At 33.9% G+C, this 21,104-nt stretch carries 16 protein-coding genes; 12 read left to right on the top strand and 4 right to left on the bottom strand.

Annotated elements, in window-relative coordinates; translation table 11 throughout:
• The first annotated feature begins 19 nt into the window (after positions 1-19).
• A complete protein-coding gene (ald, locus tag L987_RS08325) occupies positions 20-1,135 on the top strand; it encodes an alanine dehydrogenase (RefSeq protein WP_011302900.1) in 1,116 nt (371 codons plus the stop codon).
• Between the two features lie 124 nt (positions 1,136-1,259).
• Here the strand turns inward: ald and L987_RS08320 are convergent, their stop codons facing one another.
• Both L987_RS08320 and L987_RS08315 read right to left on the bottom strand, forming a co-directional pair.
• The gene (locus tag L987_RS08320) at positions 1,260-1,889 is read right to left on the bottom strand and encodes a copper homeostasis protein CutC (RefSeq protein ID WP_047504049.1); all 630 of its coding nucleotides are present in this window, start codon (positions 1,887-1,889) and stop codon (positions 1,260-1,262) included.
• Positions 1,886-2,938, bottom strand: coding sequence for a M24 family metallopeptidase (locus L987_RS08315; protein WP_011302902.1), 1,053 nt, complete (start codon positions 2,936-2,938; stop codon positions 1,886-1,888). Before L987_RS08315 ends, L987_RS08320 begins: the two co-directional genes overlap by 4 nt.
• Before the next feature lie 208 nt (positions 2,939-3,146).
• Here L987_RS08315 and L987_RS08310 point away from each other — a divergent pair, with 208 nt between their 5' ends.
• Complete coding sequence (locus L987_RS08310; protein ID WP_047504044.1) at positions 3,147-3,836, top strand: metal-dependent hydrolase; 690 nt, start codon at positions 3,147-3,149, stop codon at positions 3,834-3,836.
• Between the two features lie 73 nt (positions 3,837-3,909).
• Here the strand turns inward: L987_RS08310 and L987_RS08305 are convergent, their stop codons facing one another.
• Positions 3,910-4,323, bottom strand: a complete 414-nt coding sequence (locus L987_RS08305) for a universal stress protein (protein ID WP_002483040.1) — start codon at positions 4,321-4,323, stop codon at positions 3,910-3,912.
• A 224-nt stretch (positions 4,324-4,547) separates the two neighbouring features.
• Here L987_RS08305 and L987_RS08300 point away from each other — a divergent pair, with 224 nt between their 5' ends.
• From L987_RS08300 to pyk, 8 genes are all read left to right on the top strand, one after another.
• Positions 4,548-5,840, top strand: coding sequence for a DRTGG domain-containing protein (locus L987_RS08300; RefSeq protein ID WP_002483041.1), 1,293 nt, complete (start codon positions 4,548-4,550; stop codon positions 5,838-5,840).
• 29 nt (positions 5,841-5,869) lie between these two features.
• Positions 5,870-6,805, top strand: a complete 936-nt coding sequence (locus L987_RS08295) for a DHH family phosphoesterase (protein ID WP_011302905.1) — start codon at positions 5,870-5,872, stop codon at positions 6,803-6,805.
• Between the two features lie 21 nt (positions 6,806-6,826).
• Positions 6,827-10,030: a DNA polymerase III subunit alpha gene (locus tag L987_RS08290; protein WP_047504042.1), complete on the top strand. Its 3,204-nt coding sequence runs from the start codon at positions 6,827-6,829 to the stop codon at positions 10,028-10,030.
• A gap of 254 nt (positions 10,031-10,284) precedes the next feature.
• On the top strand, positions 10,285-11,517 hold the full coding sequence (locus tag L987_RS08285) for an NAD(P)-dependent malic enzyme (RefSeq protein ID WP_047504039.1): 1,233 nt from the start codon (positions 10,285-10,287) through the stop codon (positions 11,515-11,517).
• A gap of 72 nt (positions 11,518-11,589) precedes the next feature.
• Complete coding sequence (accD, locus tag L987_RS08280) at positions 11,590-12,456, top strand: acetyl-CoA carboxylase, carboxyltransferase subunit beta (RefSeq protein WP_011302908.1); 867 nt, start codon at positions 11,590-11,592, stop codon at positions 12,454-12,456.
• Positions 12,449-13,393: an acetyl-CoA carboxylase carboxyltransferase subunit alpha gene (locus L987_RS08275; protein ID WP_011302909.1), complete on the top strand. Its 945-nt coding sequence runs from the start codon at positions 12,449-12,451 to the stop codon at positions 13,391-13,393. Before accD ends, L987_RS08275 begins: the two co-directional genes overlap by 8 nt.
• Positions 13,394-13,719: 326 nt before the next feature.
• Positions 13,720-14,688 carry a 6-phosphofructokinase gene (gene pfkA, locus L987_RS08270; protein WP_041784897.1) on the top strand — a complete coding sequence of 323 codons (969 nt, stop codon included), beginning with the start codon at positions 13,720-13,722 and terminating at the stop codon, positions 14,686-14,688.
• 20 nt (positions 14,689-14,708) lie between these two features.
• On the top strand, positions 14,709-16,469 hold the full coding sequence (pyk, locus tag L987_RS08265) for a pyruvate kinase (protein WP_047504036.1): 1,761 nt from the start codon (positions 14,709-14,711) through the stop codon (positions 16,467-16,469).
• A gap of 303 nt (positions 16,470-16,772) precedes the next feature.
• Here pyk and L987_RS08260 read toward each other — a convergent pair whose 3' ends face one another.
• Positions 16,773-18,134 carry an amino acid permease gene (locus L987_RS08260; protein ID WP_011302912.1) on the bottom strand — a complete coding sequence of 454 codons (1,362 nt, stop codon included), beginning with the start codon at positions 18,132-18,134 and terminating at the stop codon, positions 16,773-16,775.
• Between the two features lie 354 nt (positions 18,135-18,488).
• On the opposite strand from L987_RS08260, the gene L987_RS08255 reads away from it, so the two are divergent.
• Positions 18,489-19,607, top strand: a complete 1,119-nt coding sequence (locus L987_RS08255) for a citrate synthase (protein ID WP_011302913.1) — start codon at positions 18,489-18,491, stop codon at positions 19,605-19,607.
• Positions 19,608-19,717: 110 nt separating this feature from the next.
• Positions 19,718-20,983 (top strand): NADP-dependent isocitrate dehydrogenase, encoded by a 1,266-nt coding sequence (gene icd, locus L987_RS08250; protein ID WP_011302914.1) that lies wholly within the window; start codon positions 19,718-19,720, stop codon positions 20,981-20,983.
• Positions 20,984-21,104 lie beyond the last annotated feature (121 nt).

Genomic DNA, 21,104 nt, shown 5'->3' with positions numbered 1-21,104 from the left:
AAATTTGGAGGTGGATGAAATGATTATAGGTATTCCGAAAGAGATTAAAAACAATGAAAATAGAGTGAGTTTGTCACCAAGTGGTGTACATGCATTGGTAGAACAAGGTCATACTGTCATTGTTGAAAAATCTGCAGGCTTAGGTTCGTATTTTGAAGATGTAGACTATACTGAAGCTGGTGCAAGCATCGTTAATGAACAAGCTGAAGTATGGAACGTAGATATGGTTATGAAAGTGAAAGAACCATTAGAAGAAGAGTTTCAATATTTCAAAGAAGGTCTAATTCTATTTACTTATTTACATCTAGCGAATGAAGAAAAATTAACTCGAGCTTTACTAGAAAATAAAGTAGTTGGTATTGCTTACGAAACGGTCCAATTGCCTGATCGTACATTACCATTATTAACACCAATGAGTGAGGTTGCAGGTCGTATGTCTGCACAAATTGGTGCTGAATTTTTACAAAAATATAAAGGTGGCATGGGCATTTTACTTGGTGGTGTACCTGGCGTATCAAAAGGTCGCGTATCTATCATTGGCGGTGGTCAAGCTGGAACAAATGCTGCTAAAATTGCACTTGGTTTAGGTGCTGATGTTACAATTTTAGATGTTAATCCTAAACGTTTACAAGAATTAGAAGATTTGTTTGATGGACGTGTCCACACAATCATGTCTAACCCTTTAAATATAGAACAATGTGTGAAAGATAGCGATTTAGTTATTGGTGCTGTATTAATTCCAGGCGCTAAGGCACCAAATCTTGTAACTGAAGATATGGTCAAAGAAATGAGAGATGGAGCCGTTATCGTTGATATTGCAATTGACCAAGGTGGTATTTTTGAAACAACGGATCGAATTTCCACACATGATGACCCAACATATAAAAAACATGGCGTCGTACACTATGCTGTTGCGAATATGCCTGGTGCAGTGCCACGCACATCTACAATTGCTCTAAATAATGCAACGTTACCATATGCCCAACAACTAGCAAGTAAAGGCTATTTAAAGGCTTTACAAGATAACCATGCATTGTCATTAGGACTTAATACAATTAATGGCGAGTTGACGAACAAAGGCGTAGCGGAAGCATTGAACCTATCTTATACAGATATCGAAAGTGCACTTAAATAATATAAGTAATGAATTATTAAATAAAAAACTGGCAAGTCTTGGAGTATTTAACTCAAAAAGACTTGCCAGTTTTTTATTTTGCTATGTCAAAATGATAATGTCATTAAGAAAATATGGGAAGTATTTAAACGATTTTAGTACCGTGGACTTCTTGGAACGGAAAGGCTTCAAGAAGTTCAGGAAGATTGTCTTTATTCAGACCGCCGCCAGGCACGATTTCGATGTGACCGCCTGAATTTACTACAAGTTTACCTAATTGATTTAAGTTATCGAACAGATTTGTATCGCTCGGTCCGCCATGTGTTAATAAACGTGTAAACCCTATATCAATTAATTGGTGTAAAGCCTTAATTTGTCCTTCTAGGTAAATTTCATCAAATGCCATATGACATACAACTGGAGTAGGTGAGGACAAATTTTTCAAGGTCTTCATTTGCCATTCGTTTAAAGTTGAGTCCTCAGTTAAACAACCAAAGACAAAATAATCTACATTTAATTGTTTCAATGATTTTATGTCACGTTGCATGATTTCGAAATCATACAAGTTATAAACAAAATGACCACCACGTGGACGAATCATAACAGCAATCTCAACGTGGTTAGCTTTGCATATTTCTGTTGCAATTTCTACCATGCCGAAACTAGGTGTAGTACCACCCACACTTAAATTATCGCAAAGTTCAATTCGATTAGCACCATTGGCAACAGCTTGCTCAACTTGCTGAATTGTTTCTACTACGGCCTCTTTTATCATTTTTCGTAACCAGTTAAACTTTCATTACCATTTTCAGTAACTAAGATGTCATCCTCAATTCTTACACCAGCTACACCTGGTACATAAATACCGGGTTCAACAGTTATAACCATGCCTGCTTTAAATTCATTTGTATTTGTACTTGAAACGTCTTGATATTCATGTTCTTCTAAGCCTAAGCCATGTCCTAGGCGATGAGGAAAGTATTCGCCATAACCCGCTTCAGTAATGATGTTACGTGCAATATCATCTACATCTTTAATCGTTACACCAGGTTTAATAGCTGCTATAGCTTCTTTTTCTGCTTTTAATACAACATCGTAAATTTCTTGTGCTTTAGCATCAGGTGTACCAAATTTAACCGTTCTAGTCATATCACTGCAGTAATTTTCATAAATAACCCCTAAATCAAATAAGACAAACTCGTCTTTTTTCAATTGGCGGTCTCCTGGTGTGCCATGAGGGGAAGCAGCATGGTCTCCAAATAATACCATAGTGTCGAAACTCATTTCATTTACACCATATGCTTTAATTTCATATTCAATATGATTGACAACTTGACGTTCAGTGACACCTTCTTTTAAGAAACTCACACCAATTTCGATACATTTATCGGCAAGTTCACAAGCTTTTTTAATTTTTTCGATTTCTGAGTCACTTTTAATATTACGTAATGTTTTGATTGTTTGATCAATATCCCCAAAGCTTTGTACACCAAAAGCATCAATAAGTTCACGTTGACGTTGTAATGTTAAATGTGCTGATTCAACAAGTAATTTATTGAATTTAATATCGTATTTATCTAAAGCATTTTCTGTGTCTAAATAACCGATAACTTCACCATTAAATGGAGAGGCGCGAACTTCTTCAACTTCTAATTGCGGGCAAAACAATACTTGTTCACCATTTGATTTAATTAGTAATGCAAGTAAACGTTCATGAGGATCACTTAAATAACCAGTGAAATAAAAAATATTTAAAGGTGTTGTTATCCAAGCAGCATCTGCCTGTTGGGATTTTAATTCTTCGGTAATCTGTTCTAATTTCATTTTAATTCATCCTCCTAAATAGTTAATCATATTTAATTTTATGTTACTTGATGAAGGAATTCAAAAGTTAAATATGATAATAAAACAATATCATAGGAAAATTTTTAAATTTAAGAAGAAAAACACTCAGTAAATTAAATTACCGTGTTATAGCGTGAGGGATTTGTGGTATATAAAGACTAAACATATTTACGGGAGGAATTAATTAATGAAACTTTCATTTCATGGTCAATCAACAATTTATTTTGAAGCAAATGGTAAAAAGGTTATTGTAGATCCGTTTATTACAGGCAATGGACAATCTGATTTAGATGCATCTACACTTAAAGTTGATTATATTATATTAACACATGGTCACGGAGATCATTTTGGAGATACAATAGAATTAGCTAATAGAAATCATGCTACTGTGATTGGTTCAGCAGAATTAGGTGATTATCTCACTACTTATCATAATGTGGAAAATGTTAGACCAATGAATATTGGAGGGAAAGCAGAATTTGATTTTGGTAATGTGAAATTTGTACAAGCATTCCATAGTTCAAGTTTAACTGATGAAAATGGTGTCCCAGTATACCTAGGTATGCCAATGGGTCTTATTTTAGAAATTGAAGGTAAGACGATTTATCACACTGGTGACACAGGATTATTCAGCGATATGAAATTAATTGCAGATCGTCATCCAGTGGATGTATGCTTTATTCCGATTGGTGACAATTTCACTATGGGAATCGACGATGCAAGCTATGCAATTAATTCGTTTATTAAACCGAAAATTTCAGTTCCAATACACTACGATACTTTTGAACTTATTGAACAAGATCCAAATAAGTTTAAAGAAGCAGTATCTGTAGGGGAAGTACAAATATTAGAACCGGGTGAAGACGTTTCATTCTAATCCCTTTATAAACTGTGTATTTAAATATATAATAAAACGCCTGAAGCACTTTAAAGTCCTTCAGGCGTTTTTATTATTTTACGATTAATACTGGGATGTGAGCTCTTTTAGCAACTTTATGACTGACACTACCTAAGACAAATTTTTTCTTATCTTCAGCCTTTCGGTTACTGAGGACAACAATTTCATATTTTCCACTATTAGCCTCTTTAACCAATTGTTCTTTCGCATTCCCGCGCACAATAATCTCATCGTATTTAATACCATACTCGTCTAAGCTATTGCGTGTACTTTCTAAACCTTCACTACGTTTTTGTACGAGCTTATCTAAATGAACACCAGATTTGATGGATGCTTGTGCATCTTGCTCGCTAATTGCATTTAATATTGTAACTGTAGTACCTTCACCTGAAAGTTTAGAAACCTCTTCAAGTGCTTTCTCATTTTTAAGTGTTGTATCAACACCAAGTAAAATATTTTTGAACATTGTTCATCCCTCCTTATCTTCATTTTAATAAAATTTTATTCATAAAGCCAATTAAATTTGTCTATTTAACATATTAATTTACTAAAAAGAAAATTTTATATTATTTAATGGAACAAAAACTGTGATTTTAGGAATCGTAAGATAATTTGTTTTGTTACATCGCAATTTTAGTTATAAAAAGTTATAATGTCATAGAAACTGTCAAAAAAAACGAGGTTATTGAAATGACAAAGCATGAACAAATTTTATCATATATAGAATCTCTAGCAGTTGGACAAAAGATATCTGTTAGAAAGATTGCAAAAGATTTAAGTGTATCTGAAGGAACGGCATACAGGGCTATTAAGGATGCCGGGCAAATTGGATTGGTAGCTACAATAGATAGAGTAGGCACAGTACGAATAGAAAAGAAATCACGTGAACAGATTGAACAACTAACTTTTGCAGAAATTGTGAAAATTATAGATGGTCAAGTCTTAGGTGGTAGAAATGGTCTGATAAAAACACTTACAAAATTTGCGATTGGTGCAATGGAAATTGAAGATGTCGTAAAATATGTTAGTCCACATACATTATTAATAGTGGGAAATCGTAAGGATGTCCAACTAGCAGCGCTTAAAAGAGGAAGTGCGGTATTAATTACTGGAGGGTTTAATACATCAGAAGAAATCATTCAATATGCTGATGAGCATGAATTACCAATTCTATCTTCCAATTATGATACATATTTAGTTGCCAATATTATAAACAGGGCGATGTATAACCAAATGATTCGTAAAGAAATTTTGGTTGTAGAAGATATCGTTAAAACCGTGACTGAAGACATGGTTGTATTTGATAATATGAGTCTTAGTGATTATAAAACGAAAGCCCGTGAGACAGGCCATTCAAGATTTCCTGTCATAGATGAAAATTGGAGATTAGTAGGTATTGTAACAAGTAAAGAGATTATTAAAATGGAAAACCAAGACACACTTGCACAATTTATGACAAAATCACCTATCAATGTTCAATTGTCAACGACTGTGGCAAACTGTGCGCATATGATGATTTGGGAAGGCATTGAATTGTTACCGGTGACTACTCCGAGTAAAAAGCTCATAGGGGTAATCACTAGAAAAGATGTGTTAACAGCGATGCAATTGTTAAGTAGACAACCACAAGTTGGTGAAACCATAAATGATCAAATTGCAAAACATATTACAATTTCAAATGATGGGATACATGTACAAATCACGCCATTATTAACTAATCAATATGGAACATTAAGTAAATCAGTATTTGTAGCAATTATTGAAGAAACAGTACGTTATGAAATGAGAAAATTAAAGAAATTAGAAGTTATGATAGAAATCTTAAATATTATGTATATTAAAACAGTGCAAATAGAATCCGAAATACATGTACAATATGATATGTTAGATGTAGGACGCAATTTTTCAAAACTAGAAGTAACAATGACAAGTGACGGCCATCGCGTAGCAAAAGCAATGATTATTTGTCAAATGATAGACTAATAAATATATAATGAAAAAGGAAGATAAAGATGACAACAGAATTTAATGAAATCATGAAAGAAATTAATGACTCAGAAACAATTATTATACATCGACATGTAAGACCAGACCCTGATGCATATGGCTCACAATTAGGGTTAAAGAACTATTTGAAACTCAAATTCCCGGATAAAAAGATATTTGCAGTTGGCGAAACAGAACCGTCATTAGATTTTATTGGTACTTTTGATGAAATCTCGGATGATACTTACAATGAAGCGTTAGTTATCGTTTGTGACACAGCTAATTCACCACGTATTAGTGATGAAAGATTTAATCAAGGACGATTATTGGTTAAAATTGATCATCATCCAGCAGTTGATCAATATGGCGATATTAATTTTGTAAACGATCAAGCTTCTTCAACAAGTGAAATTATTTTTGATTTCATCAGTCATTTTAATGATATTCCCATCATTGATGCATCTGTGGCGAGGGTACTTTATCTTGGCATTGTGGGAGATACAGGAAGATTCCTATTTAATAACACTACATCACATACAATGGGTGTTGCGGGTCAATTATTGACATTTCCTTTTAATCATAATGAAGAACTTAATAAAATGGGTGAAAAGGATCCAAAATTGTTACCATTCCAAGGTTATGTGCTTCAACATTTTGATTTAAATGAAAAAGGTTTCTGTAAAGTTACCATTACTAAAGAAATTTTAGAACAATTTGACATTGCTGCGAACCAAGCTTCATTATTTGTAAATGCAATTGCTGATATACAAGGGTTGAAGATTTGGGTGTTTGCTGTTGATGAGGGCACAGAAATTAGATGTCGCATTCGTTCTAAAGGTATTGTTATCAACGACATTGCAAGTGATTTTGGTGGCGGCGGTCATCCAAATGCTTCAGGTGTATCGGTAAGAGATTGGGCTCAATTTGAAACGCTCGCTGAAGCATTAAATAATAAACTGTAATAAGATGGGAGGTATTTGCAAATGGTTGCGCATTTAAACATTCATACGACATATGATTTATTAAATTCAAGTATTAGAATTAAGGATGTTGTTGCGAAGGCTGCACAAGAAGGCTATACAGCGCTCGCAATTACTGATACGAATGTTTTGTATGGACTTCCGCAATTCTATGACGCATGTATTTCTGCAAATATTCATCCAATCTTTGGTATGACAATTAATCTTACAGATGGTTTGTCAGAGCTTGAAACAATCGTATTGGCGCAAAATAACTTAGGATTAAAAGATTTATTTAAACTATCATCGGCAATTAAAATGAAAGAGAAAGTAGAAACACCGATAGAATGGTTAAAAAAATATGAAAGTCATTTCGTTATTATTTTTAAAAATGTAACTGAATCTCATGAAGCAATTATTTCAAACTTTTCGGAACATGCGCACGTCTTTGTAAATCATAAGAGTAAAGTCACTTTTGACTTACCAATAGTTTGGGCACAAAGCACGCGTTATTTAAATTCCCAAGATTCAGATACGCTTTCTGCCATGGCCGCAATAAAGGAGAATAGTAAATTAGATTTAGTGAGTGAACAAACGGATTACAATGAACATCTATATTCAAATGTTGAATTACAAGGTTTGTCAATCGATGATGCGGTTTGGGAACAAACAAATCAACTCGAAACACTTTGTCAGGCGGAAATGATTTATCATCAATCTTTGTTACCAAAATATAAAACACCAAATCAACAGCAATCGGATGCTTTTTTATGGCAATTACTAGCAGATAATCTTCAGCAATTAAATTTACCACTAAACAAAAAGGAACTTTATCAAACACGTTTAGAGCATGAATATCAAATTATCACTAAAATGGGTTTTGAAGACTACTTTTTAATCGTAAGTGATTTAATTCAGTACGCTAAGAACAATGATGTATTAGTCGGTCCAGGACGTGGATCAGCTGCAGGTTCACTTGTAAGTTATTTATTAAATATAACAACAATCGATCCTATTGAATATAATCTGTTATTTGAACGTTTTTTAAACCCTGAACGTGTAACAATGCCAGATATAGATATTGATTTTGAAGATACACATAGAGATAAAGTCATCCAATATGTTCAAGAGAAATACGGTGAAACCCATGTCGCTGGTATTGTGACTTTTGGTCATTTGCTTGCAAGGGCAGTGGCTAGGGATGTGGGGAGAATTATGGGGTTCGAAGAAATCACACTAAATGAAATTTCTAAATTAATTCCACATAAACTTGGCATAACATTAGACGACGCATATTCACAGGAGCCATTTAAACAGTTTGTTCATCGTAATCATAGGCATGAACGATGGTTTGATATTTGTAAGAAATTAGAAGGGTTACCTAGACATACTTCGACTCATGCAGCAGGTATTATTATTAATGATCATCCATTATATGAATATGCACCATTAACGCTCGGTGATACAGGTCTATTGACTCAATGGACAATGACTGAGTCAGAAAGAATAGGTTTATTAAAAATAGACTTTTTAGGTTTGCGTAATCTCTCAATCATTCATCAAATAGTAAAACAAGTGAAACATGATTTGAATATAGATGTGGATATAGAACAAATTCCATTCGATGACGAAAACGTATTTCACTTGTTGTCACAAGGGGATACAACAGGTATCTTCCAATTAGAATCTGATGGTATTAGAAATGTATTAAAAAAATTACAACCTGAACACTTTGAAGATATAGTCGCTGTCACATCACTTTATAGACCAGGGCCAATGGAAGAAATTCCGACCTATATATCAAGACGACATCATCCAGAGAAGGTGCAATATTTACATCCAGATTTAGAACCTATATTAAAAACGACCTATGGCGTTATTATTTATCAGGAACAAATAATGCAAATTGCGAGTAAATTTGCCAATTTTAGTTATGGTGAAGCGGATATCTTAAGACGTGCAATGAGTAAAAAGAACAGAGCGGTATTAGAAAGTGAAAGGCAACATTTCGTGAATGGCGCTTTGAAAAATGGGTATGACGAGAATTTAAGTAAACAGATTTTTGATTTGATTTTAAAATTTGCGGATTATGGTTTTGCTCGTGCGCATGCCGTGAGTTATTCAAAAATTGCATACATTATGAGTTATTTAAAGGTACATTATGCTAATTATTTTTATGCCAATATTTTAAGTAATGCTATTGGAAGCGAAAAGAAAACAGCGCAAATGATTGATGAGGCTAAACATCAAAAAATTAATATATTACCACCTAATATTAATTACAGTCATTGGTTCTACAAGGCCACAAAAAAAGGTATCTACCTATCTATTGGTGCAATTAAAGGTGTAGGTTATCAAAGTGTTAAATTAATTGTAGAAGAAAGAAAAGCAAATGGTTTCTATAAAGACTTTTTTGATTTCACGCGACGGATACCTAAACGAATTAAAACTAGAAAATTACTTGAATCTCTTATCTTAGTGGGGGCATTTGATACTTTTGGCAAGAATAGAGCGACGCTGTTAAATGCTATAGATCAAGTGCTGGATGATATCTCTGATATTGAACAAGATGGTTTTATTTTTGATGTACTCACACCTAAAGCTTCTTATGAAGAAAAAGAAGAGCTACCAGATCATGTGTTAAGTGAATATGAGAAAGAATATTTAGGGTTTTATGTATCTACACATCCAGTAGAAAAAGCATTTGAACAAAAGCAATATTTGGGTATTTATAAGCTTGCTAACGCACAAGATAATAAACCCATTTTTGTTCAAGTAGATCAATTTAAGCGTATTAGAACGAAAAATGGGCAAAATATGGCATTTGTAACTTTAAATGATGGTATCAATAATTTGGATGGTGTCGTATTCCCGGATACCTTTAAAAAATATGAAATCGATTTAAATACTTCTAAAATGTTAGTCGTAAGAGGTAAGTTTGAGAATAGAAATAATAAACAACAACTGATATTAAATCAAGTGGATACCATGGATCATTTTGAGCAAACTAAATTTGACGAAGCGCAACAAGTTGTTGTTCGAAAATGGGATAGTGAATCTAAATTGGATCAATTATTAACCAACGATAAAGGGCAAAATCAAATTCCGGTTAACTATTTTGATGAAAGCCAAAACAATATAGAAACAATTGGTTTCATAACACGAGATAATGAAATATTAAGTAAATTAATCCAACGTTTATCACCCCGAGATATTAGAATTATTTAACTTTAACCGCACTATAAACTATGGTATAGTTAACTGATGGTAAAGCATAAACTTGCCATCAGTTTTAATTTTTATAAAAATTAAGAGTGAAAAAATATATAATAGTTTATATATCTATATGTTTTTATTACAAACATTAACGTGCGAATGAAAATAACAATTTGTTAACGATATCATTTGTAATTTGGGTTAGATTGTAATAAAAATGTATATGAATGTTATTTTAAACTAATTGGATGTAAGGGGTAGATTACATGACATTAAGAGACGAAGCATTAGAAATGCATAGAAAAAATCAAGGGAAATTAGAGGTTTCACCTAAAGTAAAGGTGACTAATAAAGAAGAATTGAGCTTGGCATACTCGCCAGGTGTAGCTGAACCTTGTAAAGAAATACATGAGGACCCTCGTAAAGTATTTGAATATACAATGAAAAGCAATACCGTCGCTGTTGTTACTGATGGTACTGCGGTATTAGGACTTGGAAACATAGGGGCTGAGGCAAGTATACCGGTTATGGAAGGTAAAGCAGTGTTGTTTAAAAGTTTTTCCGGTATAGATGGTGTGCCAATTGCACTGAATACGACGGATACCGAAGAAATCATTAATACTGTAAAATTACTTGAACCCAATTATGGTGGTATTAATCTTGAAGATATTTCAGCACCTCGTTGCTTTGAAATTGAAGAAAGATTAAAAAAGGAAACTAAAATTCCTGTGTTTCATGATGATCAACATGGTACTGCCATTGTAACAGTTGCAGGTATGATCAATGCATTGAGAATCGTAGATAAAGACTTATCGGACATTAAAGTCGTATTGAATGGCGCTGGTGCCGCTGGTATTGCGATTATTAAATTACTTTATTCTTATGGTGTAAGAAATATGATTATGTGTGATTCAAAAGGCGCAATTTATGAGGGACGTTCGTTTGGTATGAATGACACGAAAGCTTATGTAGCTAAATGGACGAATAGAGACAAAATAGATGGCAGTTTGAATGATGTGATTGAAGATGCCGATGTATTTATTGGGGTTTCTGTGGCAGATTTATTGTCTAAAGAAATGGTTGAATCAATGGCTGACGATCCAATTATTTTTGCAATGGCTAATCCAAATCCTGAAATAAAACCGGATGTAGCGAAAGCTGCAGGTGCTAAAGTCATCGGTACAGGACGTTCAGATTTTCCAAACCAAATTAATAATGTCTTAGCATTCCCAGGCATATTTAGAGGGGCATTAGACGTTGAAGCAACACATATCAATGAAGAAATGAAGCAAGTAGCTGTTGAGGCTATTGCTGATTTAATCAAACCTGAAGAGTTAAATCCGGACTATTGTATTCCAGATCCGTTTGATAAACGTGTTGCACCATCTGTTGCTCGAGAAGTAGCTAAAGCAGCGATGGAATCTGGTGTGGCAAGAGTAGATGTAGATCCAGAAGAGATATATAATAAAACAATGAAATTAACAGACTTAGATAAATAATATTCATTAACGCTGATTACAAAACCGAATTGGTAGTGAGTAACTAAGCGATGGTTAAGTGGAGGTTTACCAATGTTTAAAGATTTTTTCAATAGAAGCAGTAAAAAGAAAAAGTATGTAACAGTATCTGATTCAAAACAAAGTGATGTACCAGCAGGTATTATGACTAAATGTCCTAAGTGTAAAAAAATTATGTATACAAAAGAACTAGCAGAAAATTTGAATGTTTGCTTTAATTGTGATCATCATATTGCGTTAACTGCACACAATCGTATAGAAGCTATATCAGATGAAGGGACATTTACGGAATTTGATAAAGGAATGACCTCTGCTAATCCATTGGACTTCCCAAGCTATGAAGAAAAAATTCAAAAAGACCAACAAAAAACTGGTTTGAATGAAGCTGTAGTGACTGGCACAGCACAATTAGATGGTATGACATTTGGTGTGGCAGTTATGGATGCGCGATTTAGAATGGGAAGCATGGGCTCTGTATTAGGTGAAAAAATTTGTAGAATCATTGAACACTGTACTGAAAATAGATTGCCATTCATATTGTTTTCAGCAAGTGGTGGTGCAAGAATGCAGGAAGGTATTATCTCTTTAATGCAAATGGGTAAAACAAGTGTGTCTTTAAAAAGACATGCAGATGCTGGATTATTATATATCTCGTATATAACAAATCCTACAACTGGAGGCGTTTCTGCTAGTTTTGCTTCGGTTGGTGATATCAACATAAGTGAACCAAAAGCATTAATTGGTTTTGCAGGTAGACGTGTCATTGAACAAACTATAAATGAAAAATTACCAGATGATTTCCAAACTGCAGAGTTTTTATTAGAACACGGACAATTAGATAAAGTCGTACATAGAAAAGAAATGAAAGCGACATTATCTAATATTCTAAAAATGCACCAAGAGGTGAAAACAAATGCTTGATTTTGAAAAGCCGCTTTTTGAAATAAAAAATAAAATTGAATCTTTGAAAGAATCTCAAGAAAAAAATGATGTAGATTTACAAGAAGAAATTGACATGTTGGAAGCTTCATTAGCAAGAGAAACCGAAAAAGTATATACAAATCTGAAACCATGGGATCGTGTGCAATTAGCGCGTTTACAAGAAAGACCAACATCTTTAGACTATATCCCGCATATATTTGATTCATTCATCGAATTACATGGGGATAGAAATTATAGAGATGATCCAGCTATGATTGGCGGTATCGGCTATCTTAATGGACAAGCCGTTACAGTAGTGGGTCAACAACGTGGTAAAGATACAAAAGATAATATATATCGCAATTTTGGAATGGCGCATCCAGAAGGTTATAGAAAAGCACTTAGATTAATGAAACAAGCTGAAAAATTCAATAGACCGATTTTTTCATTTATTGATACAAAAGGTGCATATCCGGGTAAAGCGGCAGAAGAACGAGGTCAAAGTGAATCAATAGCCAGAAACTTAGTTGAAATGGCTTCGCTAACTGTACCAGTCATCTCTATTGTTATTGGCGAAGGAGGAAGTGGTGGTGCACTTGGTTTAGGCATTACCAATCGCATCCTAATGTTAGAAAACAGTACATATTCTGTTATTTCTCCAGAAGGTGCATCCGCTTTACTTTGGAAAGATAGTAATCTAGCTAAAATCGCGGCAGAAACAATGAAGATTACTGCCGAAGATTTATATGAATTAAATATAGCGGATGAAGTTATCAAAGAACCTTTAGGTGGCGCACATCATGATGTCGAAACACAAGCACAAAGTATCAAACGCACATTTGAATCGCATTTATCAGAATTGAACCAATTAACGCAAGAAGAATTAGTTGAAGATAGATATCAAAAATTTAGAACAATAGGTTCGTATACAGAATAAAGTGTCTGATGTTTTTGATATTCGTGTTAAATATGTTGAAAGCTAAGATAATAATTTCTATTGTCTTAGCTTTTTTGTTATTTTTACAAAATGAGGCAATTGCTATAGATTTATGATTTGTTTACGATAATTCGAATTAAGGTAAATAGTACATAAGTATTCAAGTAATTTTAGGAACTTATAAGGAAACGCTTACTATATGTACAATTATCGAATACTTATATTTAAAACGTTTACATTTGTCACGAAGCCCTATTTTAATGGAAACAGCTTAGATTTTATGGTATTTTTAGAGTACGAAATACATGTTAGAAAGGTATGTCGTCATGAAAAAAATTGCAGTGTTGACAAGTGGTGGAGATTCTCCAGGCATGAATGCAGCGGTAAGAGCTGTGGTTAGAAAAGCGATTTACAATAATATTGAAGTCTATGGTGTTTATCAAGGCTATCAAGGATTATTAAACGATGATATCGAGAAACTTGAACTCGGTTCAGTAGGTGACACAATTCAACGAGGTGGAACATTTTTATATTCTGCAAGATGTCCAGAATTTAAAGAAGTAGAAGTCCGTAAAAAAGGTATAGAAAATCTACGTAAGAGAGGCATTGAGGGGCTTGTAGTTATTGGTGGAGATGGTAGCTACAGAGGTGCACAGCGTATAAGTGAAGAATGTCCTGAAATACAGACGATTGGAATACCAGGTACGATTGATAATGATATCAATGGTTCGGACTTTACAATTGGATTTGATACGGCATTAAATACTATAATTGAATGTGTAGATAAAATTCGTGATACAGCATCTAGTCATGCAAGAACTTTCATCATTGAAGTTATGGGACGCGATTGTGGTGATTTAGCGCTTTGGGCTGGTTTGTCCGTTGGTGCTGAAACTATTATTGTTCCAGAGGTTGAGACAGACATCAAAGATATAGCAGAAAAGATTGATAATGGAATCAAACGTGGCAAAAAACACTCAATCGTGATGGTCGCAGAAGGTTGCATGTCAGGTGAAGTATGTGCAGAAGAATTGACTAAATATATCAATGTTGATGCACGTGTGTCAGTGCTAGGCCACATTCAACGTGGTGGTAGCCCAAGTGGTGCAGATAGAGTGCTTGCATCACGATTAGGCGGACATGCAGTTGATTTACTGTTAGATGGAAAATCTGCTATTGGTGTTGGAATTCGTAATAATGAATTAACTGATACACCTTTTGACGAGATATTTAGATCACATGAACATGAGTTTGATTTTGAAACTTATGCGCTAACGAATGAATTATCTATTTAAAATACTGGGAGGAAATAATAATGAGAAAAACTAAAATTGTTTGTACTATTGGACCTGCGTCCGAATCTGAAGAAATGCTTGAAAAACTAATTAAGGCTGGAATGAATGTCGCGCGCTTAAACTTCTCGCATGGTGACCATGCTGAACATAAAGCTAGAATTGACACAATTCGTAAAGTTTCTAAAAGATTAGGCAAAACAGTTGCAATCTTACTTGATACAAAAGGACCAGAAATACGTACACACAACATGAAAGATGGGCTTATTGAACTTGAAAAAGGTTCTGAAGTTACCGTAAGCATGACTGAAGTTGAAGGTACTCCTGAAAAATTCTCAGTAACGTATGAAAACTTAATCAATGATGTTGAAGAAGGTTCATATATTTTATTAGATGATGGTTTAATTGAATTACAAGTTAAATCAATCGATAAAGCAAACGGTGAAGTATTATGTGATGTACTTAATACTGGAGAATTAAAAAACAAAAAAGGCGTAAACTTACCTGGTGTCAAAGTAAGCTTACCTGGTATTACAGATAAAGATGCTGACGACATTAACTTTGGAATTAGTGAAGGCGTTGATTTCATTGCAGCGAGCTTTGTACGTCGTCCAAGTGATGTATTAGATATTCGTAAATTATTAGAAGCGAAGCAAAATAAAAATATCAGCATTATACCTAAGATTGAAAATCAAGAGGGTATTGATAATATTAAAGAAATATTAGAAGTTTCTGATGGTTTAATGGTTGCTCGTGGTGATATGGGTGTTGAAATTCCACCTGAATCAGTACCAATGGTGCAAAAAGATTTAATTAGACAATGTAATAAATTAGGTAAACCAGTTATAACTGCTACACAAATGTTAGACTCTATGCAACGTAATCCACGTGCGACACGTGCAGAAGCAAGTGACGTAGCGAACGCAATTTATGATGGTACAGATGCGGTTATGCTTTCTGGTGAAACAGCTGCAGGTCAATACCCTGAAGAAGCAGTTAAAACAATGCGTAATATAGCTGTATCAGCAGAAGCAGCACAAGATTATAAAAAATTATTATCTGACCGTACAAAATTAGTTGAAACTTCATTAGTCAATGCTATTGGTGTTTCAGTTGCTCATACTGCTTTAAACTTAAATGTCAAAGCAATCGTAGCTGCTACTGAAAGTGGTTCAACTGCCCGTACAATTTCTAAATATCGTCCACAATCTGACATTATTGCAGTTACACCTAATGTAGAAACTGCGCGTCAATGTGCTTTAGTATGGGGTATTTTCCCAGTCGTTAAAGAAGGACGTAAAACAACTGATGCATTATTAAATAATGCAGTAGCAACAGCCGTTGAAACTGAAAGAGTTCAAAATGGTGACCTAATTATTATTACTGCTGGTGTACCAACTGGTGAAAAAGGTACAACGAATATGATGAAATTACATTTAGTTGGTGATGAACTAGCTAAAGGACAAGGTATCGGTAGAAGTTCTGTAGTAGGTAAAACACTAGTAGTTAAAGATGCTAGTGAACTAGAAGGCAAAGACTTATCAGAATCTATAATTGTAACAAGTTCTGTAGATGAGACGCTTGTACCATATATTGAAAATGCAATCGGACTCATTACTGAAGAAAATGGCATTACATCTCCAAGTGCAATTATAGGATTAGAAAAAGGTATTCCTACCGTAGTAGGCGTTGAGAACGCTACATCTGAAATTCAAAGTGATGTACTCATTACAGTAGATGCAAACCAAGGAAAAATCTTTGAAGGTTATGCAAACGTACTTTAAAAATATAATTTAATTCATAATATAATATGTAGAAAGCCTCGACGTCATGTCGAGGCTTTCTTTTTGATAACAAACTACTATGAATATAGTTTGAATCTATTACTCATTTAAACATCAACGACAGATCAATATGTGCAATAAAAATAAAGAGTCTGAGACATTTATTTTTGTCCCAGACTCTTATTCATTTAGTCATTCTAACCTAAGACAGGTTACGAATGCTATATTAGAAAATTGGATTTCTGTCCAACTCTCTTAAAATATTTTTAATAAAGTTTAAATTTGCTCAGTCATAATCGGTTTTTATTGTTGTGATTTTGATACTTGTTTATAGCGCATATACATTAAACCTAAAATAATAAACCAAATCGGTGTAAGAAATACTGCAATTCTTGTATCCGTATTTACGAATAGTAAGCTAAACACTAATATAAAGAATACTAATATAGCATATCCCATGTATTTACCACCTGGTAATTTAAATGACGCATTTTTGTGTAATTCTGGATTTTTACGGTGATAGTTTATATAAGCCACTGTAATTAACGCCCAAACTACAATGAATAGTACCGTAGAAACAGTGGTAATATATGTGAATACAAGTGTTGCGTTCGGTATAATATAGTTCAATAAAGCAGCAATCATTAGTAATCCACATGAAACGAATATCGCTATATGTGGCACACCGTTTTTATTTGTTTTATTGAAAAACGGTGGCGCTTGTTTTTGTGACGATAATCCAAAGAGCATTCGGCTGTTTGAAAAAATACCACTATTACAAGATGATGCGGCTGCTGTTAATACTACAAAGTTTATAATACCGGCTGCGAATGGTATGCCAATTAGTGCGAAGAGCCTTACAAAAGGACTTTCGTCTGAATTGATTTGATTCCATGGAATAATTGACATGATGACTGCTAAAGCACCAACATAAAATATTAATATACGTGTCGGTACACTGTTAACTGCTTTTGGTAATGTTTTAGTGGGATCTTTAGTTTCGCCCGCGGTTACACCAATAAGTTCAATTCCTACAAATGAGAATAGTGCCATTTGGAATGACATAACAAAACCACTGATACCTTTAGGGAAAATACCATTATTGTACAAGTTAGTTAAAGATGCTTGTCCAAACTGAGTATTGTAAGCCATGATAATCATAATAGCGCCCACTACGATTAAAGCAATGATTGTAACAATTTTTATTATAGAAAACCAAAATTCTAATTCTCCAAATAATTTAGCACTTAATAGATTAAGTGACATTAAGACAAGTACGCAAAATAGGGCACTCATCCAGTTTGGTATGTTTGGAAACCAAAAGCTAACATACTTTGCAACTGCGGTTACTTCGGCCATACCAGTAATGATCCAACATAACCAGTATGTCCAGCCAGTAACAAAGCCAGCAAATGGACCTATGTAATGGTTGGTAACATCTGCAAAGGATTTAAAATTAGTATTAGTAATTAATATTTCTCCCAAGCCACGCATAAACATAAATAACATAAAACCAATTATGATATACGTAAGTAAAATAGACGGGCCAGTTAATGCAATTGTTTGACCAGCACCTAAGAATAATCCAGTTCCGATTGCACCCCCGATTGCAATGAGCTGAATGTGACGATTACTTAGTTCTCTTTGTAACTGTTGTTTTGCCATATATAAGACTCCTTTATTTAGTTATTTATTATTATGCTATGCAATATAAAATAAAACAACTATTTTCTGAAACGATATCATACAGAACACAGTATAATAGTACATTAATAATTTGTTATTAATCATGATAACCAATTGAAAAGGTATAAAAATTGAAGTGTACGTGCTTACATATTAAAATATATCTATAACAACGTATATAGATAGATGCGTGTTTATGGGCATATAGACAAAAACATATTTCTTATTGAATTGGTAAGGAAATTAAAACCTAAATATTCACAAAAGTTCTAAAATTGGATATAATGGTTTATGAAAGCCATTTCATAACGAAATAGAAAAGGGGAATTATATATGGCAGAGTTACAAAAAGGTTTAGAAGGGGTAATTGCAGCTGAAACGAAAGTGAGTTCCATCATCGACAGCCAATTAACTTATGCTGGGTATGATATTGATGACTTAGCACAAAATGCTGAATTTGAAGAAGTTATCTATTTACTTTGGCATTATCGATTACCTAATGAAGAAGAATTGAAAGAACTTAAAGAAAAGCTCTTTGAATATATGACATTAAATCCTAGAGTGTATAGTCATTTTAAAGAATACGCTACAGGTAACGTACATCCAATGACAGCATTAAGAACGTCTGTTTCATATATCGCTCATTTTGATGAACATGCTGAAGACGAAGATGAAAGCAGAACAATGGAAAGAGCTATTCGTATTCAAGCTAAAATAGCTTCGCTTGTTACATCATATGCGCGTGTTAGAGAAGGCAAAGAAGCTGTAAAACCAAATAAAGATTTAAACTATGCAGGTAACTTTTTATATATGTTAAGAGGAGAATTACCTAGTGATATCGAAATTGAAGCTTTTAATAAAGCACTTGTATTACACGCGGATCACGAACTAAACGCATCTACGTTTACAGCAAGATGTGCTGTTTCATCTTTATCTGATATGTATTCAGGTATTGTTGCAGCAGTTGGCTCATTAAAAGGTCCATTACATGGTGGGGCAAATGAACGTGTAATGAGCATGTTATCTGAAGTGAAATCCATTGATGAAGTTGATGATTACATTGATAACAAAATAAAAAATAAAGAAAAAATTATGGGCTTTGGACACCGTGTATATAAAGATGGCGATCCAAGAGCAAAATACTTAAAAGAAATGAGTAGAAAAATCACTGCTGAAACTGGGCAAAGTCAATTGTTTGATATCTCAGTTAAAATCGCAGATAAAATGAAAGCCGAAAAAGGTTTAATTGCAAATGTCGACTTCTTTAGTGCGACTGTTTATCACAGTATGAACATTAAACATGATTTATTTACACCAATTTTTGCAGTAAGCAGAACTTCAGGTTGGATTGCACATATCTTAGAGCAATATAGAGATAATAGAATTATGCGTCCAAGAGCACAATATATTGGTGAAACAAACAGAACATACGAACCGATTGAAGAAAGATAAGTCAGATAGAGGCATCACTACTCATAAATAAGTGAGTTGCTTTATATAAATAAGTATTATTTTAGTTAGCGCAATTAAAATATAATTCAAATACACGGAGGTTTTTATACATGGCAGGCGAAAAAGTAGCAAAAACAAATGAAGGTTTAACAGTACCAAATAATCCAATCATTCCATTTATTATTGGTGATGGTATTGGACCAGATATTTGGAAAGCAGCAAGCAGAGTAATCGATGCTGCAGTAGAGCAAGCTTATAATGGTGAAAAGAAAATTGAATGGAAAGAAGTATTGGCAGGCCAAAAAGCCTATGATGAAACAGGTGAATGGTTACCACAAGCAACGCTTGATACAATTGAAGAATATTTAATTGCTATCAAAGGGCCTTTAACTACACCAATTGGTGGCGGTATTCGTTCACTTAACGTTGCGTTACGACAAGAATTAGATTTATTCACATGCTTACGTCCAGTACGTTGGTTCCAAGGTGTTCCATCACCAGTTAAACGTCCAGAAGATACAGACATGGTTATCTTCCGTGAAAACACTGAAGACATTTATGCTGGTATTGAATTTAAAGAAGGCACACCAGAAGTTAAAAAACTAATCGACTTTTTACAAGATGAAATGGGCGCTAAAAATATTAGATTCCCTGAAACATCAGGTATTGGTGTTAAACCAGTATCAAAAGAAGGTACAGAGCGTTTAGTTCGTGCAGCGATTCAATACGCGGTAGACAATAACCGTAAATCATTAACATTAGTCCACAAAGGTAATATCATGAAATTTACTGAGGGCGCATTTAAACAATGGGGTTATGATGTAGCGCATAACGAATTTGGTGACAAAGTATTTACATGGCAACAATATGATGAAATCGTTGAAAAAGAAGGTAAAGACAAAGCGAATGCGGCTCAAGAACAAGCTGAAAAAGATGGTAAAATTATAGTGAAGGATTCAATTGCTGATATCTTCCTACAACAAATCTTAACACGTCCGTCAGATCACGATGTTGTTGCTACTATGAATTTAAATGGTGACTATGTATCAGATGCATTAGCAGCACAAGTTGGTGGTATCGGTATAGCTCCAGGAGCAAATATAAATTATGAAACTGGACATGCTATTTTTGAAGCAACACATGGTACTGCGCCTAAATATGCTGACTTAAATAAAGTGAATCCATCATCAGAAATTTTAAGTGCCGTATTAATGTTAGAACATTTAGGATGGCAAGAAGCTGCAGATAAAATTACTGCATCTATCGAAAAAACAATCGCGTCTAAAGTAGTTACTTATGACTTTGCTCGTTTAATGGATGGTGCGAAGGAAGTTTCTACATCTGACTTTGCTGATGAATTAATTAAAAATCTATAATTCAGTTAAAATTAAATCTGTCAGCATACATTTAGCATATATTAAAAAAGACGAAATTCTCACTTATGGAATTTCGTCTTTTTATATCAATTGGCTACTAAAACTGTTTGATAACTAAGGG

Origin of the sequence: Staphylococcus sp. ZWU0021 (assembly GCF_000798895.1) — a bacterium.
Taxonomy (GTDB): Bacteria; Bacillota; Bacilli; order Staphylococcales; family Staphylococcaceae; genus Staphylococcus; species Staphylococcus saprophyticus.
Note: the sequence above shows the minus strand (reverse complement) of the source record. Positions and strands in the feature narration are given on the sequence as shown.

Coding starts and splice junctions, on each gene's coding strand:
- ald (WP_011302900.1), top strand. CDS start 20: ATGATTATAGGTATTCCGAAAGAGATTAAAAACAATGAAAATAGAGTG.
- L987_RS08320 (WP_047504049.1), bottom strand. CDS start 1,889: ATGATAAAAGAGGCCGTAGTAGAAACAATTCAGCAAGTTGAGCAAGCT.
- L987_RS08315 (WP_011302902.1), bottom strand. CDS start 2,938: ATGAAATTAGAACAGATTACCGAAGAATTAAAATCCCAACAGGCAGAT.
- L987_RS08310 (WP_047504044.1), top strand. CDS start 3,147: ATGAAACTTTCATTTCATGGTCAATCAACAATTTATTTTGAAGCAAAT.
- L987_RS08305 (WP_002483040.1), bottom strand. CDS start 4,323: ATGTTCAAAAATATTTTACTTGGTGTTGATACAACACTTAAAAATGAG.
- L987_RS08300 (WP_002483041.1), top strand. CDS start 4,548: ATGACAAAGCATGAACAAATTTTATCATATATAGAATCTCTAGCAGTT.
- L987_RS08295 (WP_011302905.1), top strand. CDS start 5,870: ATGACAACAGAATTTAATGAAATCATGAAAGAAATTAATGACTCAGAA.
- L987_RS08290 (WP_047504042.1), top strand. CDS start 6,827: ATGGTTGCGCATTTAAACATTCATACGACATATGATTTATTAAATTCA.
- L987_RS08285 (WP_047504039.1), top strand. CDS start 10,285: ATGACATTAAGAGACGAAGCATTAGAAATGCATAGAAAAAATCAAGGG.
- accD (WP_011302908.1), top strand. CDS start 11,590: ATGTTTAAAGATTTTTTCAATAGAAGCAGTAAAAAGAAAAAGTATGTA.
- L987_RS08275 (WP_011302909.1), top strand. CDS start 12,449: ATGCTTGATTTTGAAAAGCCGCTTTTTGAAATAAAAAATAAAATTGAA.
- pfkA (WP_041784897.1), top strand. CDS start 13,720: ATGAAAAAAATTGCAGTGTTGACAAGTGGTGGAGATTCTCCAGGCATG.
- pyk (WP_047504036.1), top strand. CDS start 14,709: ATGAGAAAAACTAAAATTGTTTGTACTATTGGACCTGCGTCCGAATCT.
- L987_RS08260 (WP_011302912.1), bottom strand. CDS start 18,134: ATGGCAAAACAACAGTTACAAAGAGAACTAAGTAATCGTCACATTCAG.
- L987_RS08255 (WP_011302913.1), top strand. CDS start 18,489: ATGGCAGAGTTACAAAAAGGTTTAGAAGGGGTAATTGCAGCTGAAACG.
- icd (WP_011302914.1), top strand. CDS start 19,718: ATGGCAGGCGAAAAAGTAGCAAAAACAAATGAAGGTTTAACAGTACCA.